We start from the raw sequence: 7916 nt of genomic DNA, 5'->3' as shown, positions 1-7916 counted from the left end.
ATAAGAGACAGGTCTGCGGGGAGTTCGGGGAGCTCCGTCGCCAGGGCGGCGGCGGCGCGCAGGAGCGGCAGCGCCAGGAGGGCGCCGGTGGCCTCGCCCGTCGTCACGCCGTGGTCGAGCAGCGGCTCGATCGCCATCCGGTCCAGCGCCTTGGCCTGGCCCGGCTCCCCGCTGGCGTGACCGGCCAGCCACCAGTCGGGCGCGCGGAACGCGATCCGCTGGGCCACCAGGCCGCAGGCCGCCGAGACGACGCCGTCCAGGACGACCGGCGTGCGGCGCACCGCCGCCTGGAGCAGGAAGCCCGTCGTCGCGGCCAGGTCCGCGCCGCCGACCGCGGTGAGCAGCTGGAGCTGGTCGCCCAGCGCCGGCCGGGCGCGGCGCAGCCCATCCCGGATCGCCGCGCACTTGCGCATCCACGTCAGGTCGTCGATCCGCAGGCCCCCGCGCCCGGTGACGACCGAGGCGTCGGTGCCGCACAGCGCCGCGATCAGCACCCCGGCCGCCGTGGTGCCGCCGACCGAGACGTCGCCGAGCAGCAGCAGGTCCGTCCCCGAGTCGGCCTCCTCGTCCGCGATCGTCATGCCCGCCCGGAACGCCCGCTCCGCCTCCTCGGCCGTGAGCGCGTCCGCGACGTCCAGCCGTCCCGAGCCCCGGCGCACCCGGTGCCGGGTCACCTCCTCGGGCAGCTCCTGCGGCGGACAGTCCAGCGCCATGTCCACCACCCGCACCGGCACCCCCGCCTGGCGCGCCAGCACGGCACCCGGGCCGGTGCCGTCCAGCACCGCCCGCACCAGCTCCGCCGCGCCGCCCGCCGGGCGGGCCGAGACGCCGAGCGACGCCACGCCGTGGTCCCCGGCGAACAGCACGACCCGGGGCCGCTCGACCCGGGACCCCGCGGCGGCCAGCCAGACGCCCAGCTCGTCCAGACGCCCAAGTGCCTTGACCGGCAAGCCGGTCCGTGCCCGCCGCTCCTCGGCCCGGCGCCGCAGCCGGGCGCTCGGCCGCTCGATGAGATCACCGAAATCGTCGAGGTTGAGACCGCCGTCACTCATGCGCACGAGACTACCGCCGCCCTGCTCGCGCCTACTCGCGCAACGGCAGAACCGTCCCGGCCACGGCCAGCAGGACCTGCTCGCACTCGGCCGCCACCGCCGCGTTCAGACGGCCGAGTTCGTCGCGGAAACGGCGGCCCGCCGGTGTCGCCGGGACGACGCCCGAGCCCACCTCGTTGCTCACCATGACGACCCGGCGGCGCGTCGCGCGGACCGCGCCGGCCAGGGCCGCGATCCGCCCGGCCAGCGCCGCCGCCCCGCCGCCCGACCACCGCTCGTCCTCCCACGCGCCGACCGCGTCCATCGCGTCGGTCAGCCACAGCGCGAGGCAGTCGATCAGCAGCGGCGGCCCCTCGTCCTCGGCCAGCAGCGGCACCAGGTCGCACGTCTCCACCGTGGACCAGCCCGGCGGGCGCCGCTCGACGTGCGCCGCGACCCGGGCCGCCCACTCCGGGTCGTCCGCGCGCCGCCCGCCCGTGGCCACGTAGACCACGTCGGGGAACGCCTCCAGCCGCCGTTCCGCCTCGGCCGACTTCCCCGAACGGGCGCCGCCGAGGACCAGGGTGCGGCGGGGCAGGTCGGGAACGTTCCGGAAGTCGCCCACCGTCAGCCGCGCGCCGTCCGCCGCGGCGCGCGCGCCCGCCGCGGCGAGCCTGCGCCGCAGCTCCGCGCCCGGCGGCACCCCGTGATCCAGGTGGACGGCGACCACGTCCGTCGTCAGGCCGATCGCGCCGGCCGCGCGCAGCCGCGCAGCCGCGTCCGGCCGGCCGGTGACGTCCAGCAGGCACAGGTCGTACGGCGGCCCGTCGGACGGTCCGGCCGGCGCCGCGCCCGGCGGCAGGTACAGCACGCGCCCGCCGTCGGGCCCGGTCACGGCGTACCCGGTGCCGGGCGCGTCCACCGGCACGGCCCGCACCCGGTGGCCGCTGAGCAGGGTCAGCTCCCGGCCGTCCGGCAGCCGGACCGGGGCGGGCAGTTCGGAGGGGAGTTCGAGGGCGGGCCCGTCGTGCGGGTGGCTGAGCAGCACCTGCCGCACGTCGTGCAGCGACTCCCCGGCGCGGGCCGCCGCCAGCGCGGCACCGGGGGTCAGGTCGAGCAGCAGCACGCCGTCGACCAGCACGGCGGTCGCCGTGCGGACATGGTCGCCGAGCGAGCGGGCGCACGCGGCGCAGGGACAGCCGGGTCGGGGCAGGCCGGCCGGGGCGCCGGTGCCGAGCAGAGTGACGTACACATCCGGATCCTCTCGTCCCGCCTTCGGCGCCGCGCGCGGTGGTGCGCTCCGGGCCCGGCCGTGATTTAGTCTGCGATCAGGCAAGTCGGGCTGGGATCGGGAGGTTTCGCATGGCGTGGGAGTGGCGGTTCGAAAAGGCTGACGGCTCTTTGGCCGAGCCGTCGCAGGCCCCCGGCGACTTCGGCACCCAGGGCGACGCGGAGTCCTGGATCGGTGAGGCGTGGCCCGAGCTGCTGGCCGACGGCATCGACCAGGTGTCCCTCCTGGAGGACGGCACCAAGGTGTACGGGCCGATGAGCCTGCACGCCGCCCAGGAGTAGCCCCCGGCGCCCCCGCCGCTACGCCTCGCCGAGCGTGACCTCCGTGGTCCGCCGGTCCTCGTTCCGCTCGTACACCACCTCGACCGTCCGGCCGGGGCGGCGGGCGGCCAGCGCCTCGGCCAGCGAGACGACGTCGGTGACCTCGTCCGCGCCGACCCCGACCACGACGTCGCCCGGCCGCAGCCCCGCGCGGTCGGCCGGGCCGCCCTCCGTGGTCTCCACGATCGCCGCCCCGGCGGGCTCGAAGCCGTCGCCGAGCACCGTCCGGACGGAGACGCCGAGCGCGGCGCGGCCGGAGTCCACGACGCGGCCGTGCTCGATCATCTGGTCGGTGAGGAACGTCACGGTCGAGGCCGGGATGGCGAACCCGATGCCGGGCGCCTGGCCGCCGCTGAGGCCCGGGTCGCGGGCGGCCAGCGTGGGGATGCCGATGACGTGCCCGGACAGGTTCACCAGCGCGCCGCCGCTGTTGCCGGGGTTGATGTCGGCCGAGGTCTGCACCATGTTGCCGAGCGTCGCCTCGCCCTCGCCCTCGCTGACGGCGCGGCCGACCGCCGACACGATGCCCTGGGTGACGCTGGAGGACAGCCCCAGCGGGTTGCCCATGGCGAGCACGATCTGCCCGACCTCGACCTTGGCGGAGTCCCCGAACGTGACCGGCCGCAGCCGGTCCGGCACGTCGGTCAGCTTGATGACGGCGAGGTCCTGCTCGGGATAGCTCGCCACCAGCTCCGCCCGCTCCGGCTCCTGCCCGGTGGCGAGCAGCACCTCGAACTCCTCGCCCTCGCCCACGACGTGCGCGTTGGTGACGATGTGCCCGTCGTCGTCGTAGACCACGCCGGAGCCGAGGCCGTCCTCGGTGGTGATCTGGACGACGGACGGCAGCACGTCGTTGACCACCCGCTGGTAGGCGTCCTGCAGCTCGGCGGTGACCGTGGGCGCCGGGGCGCGGGTGCCCCTCTCCGGCCCCGCGGAGGAGGAACCCGGGGTGCAGCCCGAGCCCCCGGCGATCAGCACCGCCGCGCACAGCAGGGCCGGAGCAGGTGTGGTCAGGGCCATAACGGCATTCTGGTCACACCCCGGCCCCGACCCCGGCCCGGAGTTAGCCCGTTCCGGCGAGGAGCCCTCCCCGGGCCGGGTCCGCGTCGCGCGGCCGACCGCGGGAGTGTCCGCCGGACCGACAGCATCCGCGGCACGCATACCGGCGCTTGCGGAAGCCCCGGGACCGGCAGGGCGGTGCGTGTGCCGCCTCGTCGGGGCCTTGCTGCCGCCGTGCTCGGGCCGCCCGGCCGGGGCTGCTCAGCGGGGGGCGTCGCCGCGCTTGATCGCGGGGCGGGGGAGACGCATCCGGCGCATCTGCATGGTGCGCATCAGGGCGTACGGCACCGCGCCGCGCACGTTCTCGTTCGGGAAACGGGTGCGGAGCTGCTTCTTCAGGCGGCGGGTCAGCAGCACCGAGTCCACCACGATCGCCAGGATCACCACCAGCCACAGCAGCAGCGCGACGTTCCGCGCCTGGAGGGACGGCAGCATGCTCAGGATCAGGATCAGCACCGCCGTCGGCAGGAAGAACTCCGCCACGTGCCACCTGGTGTCCACGAAGTCCCGCGCGAAGCGCCGGACCGGGCCGCGGTCGCGGACCGGGAGGTGCCGTTCGTCGCCCGACAGCAGCGCCTCGCGCTGCTTGGCGAGCTGCGCCCGCCGCGCCTCGCGGGCGCGCCGCGCCGCTTCCTTCCGGTTGGTCGACGGCTTCACGACGGCACGCCGCTGCGCCTCGGCCTCGCTGCGCTTCGGCGTGGGGCGGCCCTTGGGCGCCTGGGGGTCCCGGCCCTGCGGCTGCTCCGCCTCGGGCTCGGGGCTGTTCTTCTCGGGGGCTTCTTTCGAACGGCTTCGGAACACGCCTCCAGCCTACGGTCTCGCCGCCCCGGCCCCTCCCACCCAGGGGGAACGATCCTGCAACGCCCCCCCGGCCGCCCTGCTCCTCCCTACTCCTCAGGCGGGACCCCGGCCGGGGGCGATCATTCTGAGGGAGGAGCCGGAAGGCGGTCGTTCGGTGCTCTCATGGATACAGGCCCCGTAGGGTAGGAGGGGATCAGCAGCAAGCACGGCCTTCCGGCTCGAGTCCGTCATGAAGGGGGCGCGCGAAGCCCATGAGCGGTGTCATGAAGCGGATGGGAATGATTTTCCGCGCTAAGGCGAACAAGGCCCTCGACCGGGCTGAGGATCCCCGGGAGACGCTCGACTACTCGTACCAGAAGCAGTTGGAGCTGCTCCAGAAGGTGCGGCGCGGCGTCGCCGACGTCGCCACCTCCAGGAAGCGCCTCGAACTCCAGCTCAACCAGCTCAACAACCAGTCCGCCAAGCTGGAGGACCAGGGCAAGAAGGCCCTCGCCCTCGGCCGGGAGGACCTGGCCCGCGAGGCGCTGACCCGGAAGGCCGGTCTCGCGCAGCAGATCGCGGATCTCCAGCAGCAGCACGAGACCCTCCAGACGGAGGAGAACAAGCTCACCCTCGCGGCCCAGCGGCTCCAGGCGAAGGTGGACGCGTTCCGCACCCGCAAGGAGACGATCAAGGCCACCTACACGGCGGCCCAGGCGCAGACCCGGATCGGCGAGGCGTTCTCCGGCATCTCCGAGGAGATGGGCGACGTCGGCATGGCCATCCAGCGCGCGGAGGACAAGACCGCGCAGCTCCAGGCCCGGGCCGGCGCCATCGACGAGCTGCTCGCCTCGGGCGCCCTGGACGACCCGACCGGCACCTCCAAGGACGACCTGACCGCCGAGCTGGACCGCATCGCGGGCAACGCGGACGTAGAGTTCGAGCTGGAGCGGATGAAGGCGGAGCTGGCGGGCGGTCCCGCCGCCCAGCGCCAGGCCATCGAAGGAGGCGGCACCGGTGCCGCCGCGGACGAGCGCCAGGACCAGCGTCAGGAATCCCCCAAGTTCGACAAGCAGTGACGATCTTCGGAGCACGTTCGGAGGGCGACATGATCGTGCGGATCATGGGGGAGGGACAGGTCAGGCTGGACGACAGCCACTTTCCCGCGCTCAACCAGCTGGACGACGAGCTCATGGCCGAGGTCGAGTCCGGCGACAGCGAGGGCTTCCACCGCACCCTCGCCGCTCTGCTGGACGCCGTCCGCTCGATGGGCACGCCGCTGCCCGACGACGCGCTGGAGCCGTCGGAGCTGATCCTCCCGGCGCCCGAGGCGTCCATCGCCGAGGTGCGCGCCTTGCTCACCGAAGACGGCCTCATCCCGGACTAGAAGCCCCCCGGCCGTGACGCATCCGCAGGTCGCCCAGGCCCGGCAGTGGCTCCGGGCCCACCCCCTGGCGCTCGACGCGCTCCTCTCGCTCGCCGTGCTCGGCTTCGCGCTCTGCGTCTCCGTCACGGAGTCCCGCACGCCGGACGGCGGTTCCGGCTTCGGCAAGCGGCACCTCGCCGCGCACACCCTCGCGCTGTACGGGCTGGCCGCCGCCGCGCTGACGCTGCGCCGGGTGTTCCCGAAGAAGGTCCTGCTCACTGTCGGCGCCACGGCGATGCTGGAGCTGTTCCTCGGCACCCGGTCCTACACGGCCGCCGAGCGGCACTCCTCGATCGTGATCTTCGTGGTCGTGGCGCTGTTCACCGTCGCCCTGGCCACCGACCGCGCGACGACGCTGAAGCTGGGCCTGCTCACCACGGCCCTGTTCACCCCGGCCGCGATGGTGATGGGGGTCCGGCCCTGGTACGACCCGGAGAACCTGGGCGTGTTCGCCTGGACCGCCCTGGCCGCCGCGATGGGCGAGGCGGTGCGCACGCGCCGCGCCATGGTGGACGCCATCCGGGAGCGCGCCGAGCGCGCCGAGCGCACCCGCGAGGAGGAGGCCCGCCGCCGGGTCGCGGAGGAGCGGATGCGGATCGCCCGCGAGCTGCACGACGTGGTGGCGCACCACATCGCGCTGGTCAACGTCCAGGCCGGGGTCGCCTCGCACGTGATGAGCACCCGCCCCGACCAGGCGATGGAGGCGCTGGGCCACATCCGCCATGCCAGCCGCCGGGCGCTGGCCGAGCTGCAGACGACGGTCGGGCTGCTGCGCCACCAGGACGAGCCGATCGCGCCGACCGAGCCGGTCCGCGGCCTGGGCGTGCTGGACGAGCTGGTCGAGGGCTTCGCCCAGGCCGGGATGGCGGTGACGGTGGAGGCCCCGGGCGCCGCCGAGCCGCTGCCCTCGGCCGTCGACCTGGCCGCGTACCGGGTGGTGCAGGAGGCGCTGACCAACGTGCACAAGCACGCCGGACCGGAGGCGACCGCCCGCGTCCGCATCGTCCGCTCGGGCGGCGCCGCGGGCGCCGCGCTGCACATCACCGTGGAGGACGACGGCCCCCGCCCCGCCGGTGACGGCGGTGAGCGCGGGGACGGCGAGGAGGTGCGGCGCCGCAACGGCAGCGGCCACGGCCTGACCGGGATGCGGGAGCGGGCCACCGCGCTCAGTGGCACCTGCGAGGCGGGCCCGCGGGACGACGGCGGGTTCCGGGTGCGGGTCACCCTGCCGCTCCAGGCGCCGCCGCGCCCGCCCGAGAGCGGGGTGGAGCCGCGGGAGCGGCCCACCGCCCGGCGCGGCGGGTGGTGCGCGTGATCCGGGTGGTCCTCGCCGACGACCAGGCGCTGCTGCGCAGCGCGTTCCGGGTGCTGGTCGAGTCGGACCCCGGCATGACCGTCACCGGCGAGGCGTCGGACGGCGCCGAGGCGCTGAAGGTGATCCGCGACCAGGGCGCGGACGTGGTGCTGATGGACATCCGCATGCCGGGCATGGACGGCCTGGCCGCGACCCGGGCCATCGGCGCGGACCCGGCGTTCGACGGGGTGAAGGTGGTGATCCTCACCACCTTCGAGTCGGACGACTACGTGGTGGAGGCGCTGCGCGCGGGCGCCTCCGGCTTCCTCGGCAAGGGCGCCGAGCCCGCCGAGCTGCTCAGCGCGATCCGGCTGGCGGCGGCGGGCGAGGCGCTGCTGTCGCCCTCGGCGACGCGCGGGCTGATCGCGCGCTTCCTGGCCCAGCAGCCCCACGGCGACCGCCCGGCCCCCGACTCCTCGGCGCTGGACGTGCTGACCGTCCGCGAGCGCGAGGTGCTGGTCGAGGTGGCGGGCGGCCTGTCCAACGACGAGATCGCGCGACGCCTGTCCGTCAGCCCGCTGACGGTGAAGACGCACATCAACCGGCTGCTGACCAAGCTCTCCGCCCGCGACCGCGCCCAGCTCGTCGTCACCGCCTACGAGACGGGCCTGGTCCGCCCCCGCTCCGGCTAGAGCCTGTCTTCCGGATCGTGGGG

9 protein-coding genes are annotated in these 7916 nt (G+C 75.1%); 5 read left to right on the top strand and 4 right to left on the bottom strand.

Annotated elements, in window-relative coordinates; genetic code table 11:
- The coding region (locus ACSNOC_RS17020) for a nicotinate-nucleotide--dimethylbenzimidazole phosphoribosyltransferase (protein ID WP_436748308.1) at nucleotides 1-1052 on the bottom strand (1052 nt) is incomplete at its 3' end.
- Between the two features lie 31 nt (nucleotides 1053-1083).
- Nucleotides 1084-2283: a bifunctional adenosylcobinamide kinase/adenosylcobinamide-phosphate guanylyltransferase gene (locus ACSNOC_RS17015; protein ID WP_436748307.1), complete on the bottom strand. Its 1200-nt coding sequence runs from the start codon at nucleotides 2281-2283 to the stop codon at nucleotides 1084-1086.
- A gap of 110 nt (nucleotides 2284-2393) precedes the next feature.
- Here ACSNOC_RS17015 and ACSNOC_RS17010 point away from each other — a divergent pair, with 110 nt between their 5' ends.
- On the top strand, nucleotides 2394-2603 hold the full coding sequence (locus ACSNOC_RS17010) for a hypothetical protein (RefSeq protein ID WP_436748306.1): 210 nt from the start codon (nucleotides 2394-2396) through the stop codon (nucleotides 2601-2603).
- An 18-nt stretch (nucleotides 2604-2621) separates the two neighbouring features.
- Here ACSNOC_RS17010 and ACSNOC_RS17005 read toward each other — a convergent pair whose 3' ends face one another.
- The gene (locus ACSNOC_RS17005) at nucleotides 2622-3662 is read right to left on the bottom strand and encodes a S1C family serine protease (RefSeq protein ID WP_436748305.1); all 1041 of its coding nucleotides are present in this window, start codon (nucleotides 3660-3662) and stop codon (nucleotides 2622-2624) included.
- A 240-nt stretch (nucleotides 3663-3902) separates the two neighbouring features.
- Nucleotides 3903-4502: a DUF3043 domain-containing protein gene (locus ACSNOC_RS17000; protein WP_436748304.1), complete on the bottom strand. Its 600-nt coding sequence runs from the start codon at nucleotides 4500-4502 to the stop codon at nucleotides 3903-3905.
- 263 nt (nucleotides 4503-4765) lie between these two features.
- On the opposite strand from ACSNOC_RS17000, the gene ACSNOC_RS16995 reads away from it, so the two are divergent.
- From ACSNOC_RS16995 to ACSNOC_RS16980, 4 genes are read left to right on the top strand one after another with little or no spacing between them, the layout of a single operon-like run.
- Nucleotides 4766-5560 carry a PspA/IM30 family protein gene (locus ACSNOC_RS16995; RefSeq protein ID WP_436748303.1) on the top strand — a complete coding sequence of 265 codons (795 nt, stop codon included), beginning with the start codon at nucleotides 4766-4768 and terminating at the stop codon, nucleotides 5558-5560.
- A 29-nt stretch (nucleotides 5561-5589) separates the two neighbouring features.
- Nucleotides 5590-5868, top strand: a complete 279-nt coding sequence (gene pspAA, locus ACSNOC_RS16990) for a PspA-associated protein PspAA (protein ID WP_436748302.1) — start codon at nucleotides 5590-5592, stop codon at nucleotides 5866-5868.
- 13 nt (nucleotides 5869-5881) lie between these two features.
- Nucleotides 5882-7222 (top strand): sensor histidine kinase, encoded by a 1341-nt coding sequence (locus ACSNOC_RS16985; protein ID WP_436748301.1) that lies wholly within the window; start codon nucleotides 5882-5884, stop codon nucleotides 7220-7222.
- A complete protein-coding gene (locus ACSNOC_RS16980) occupies nucleotides 7219-7893 on the top strand; it encodes a response regulator (RefSeq protein WP_436748300.1) in 675 nt (224 codons plus the stop codon). Before ACSNOC_RS16985 ends, ACSNOC_RS16980 begins: the two co-directional genes overlap by 4 nt.
- Nucleotides 7894-7916: the final 23 nt, after the last annotated feature.

Source organism: Streptomyces sp. URMC 129 (genome assembly GCF_051386415.1).
GTDB lineage: Bacteria > Actinomycetota > Actinomycetes > Streptomycetales > Streptomycetaceae > Streptomyces.
Note: the sequence above shows the minus strand (reverse complement) of the source record. Positions and strands in the feature narration are given on the sequence as shown.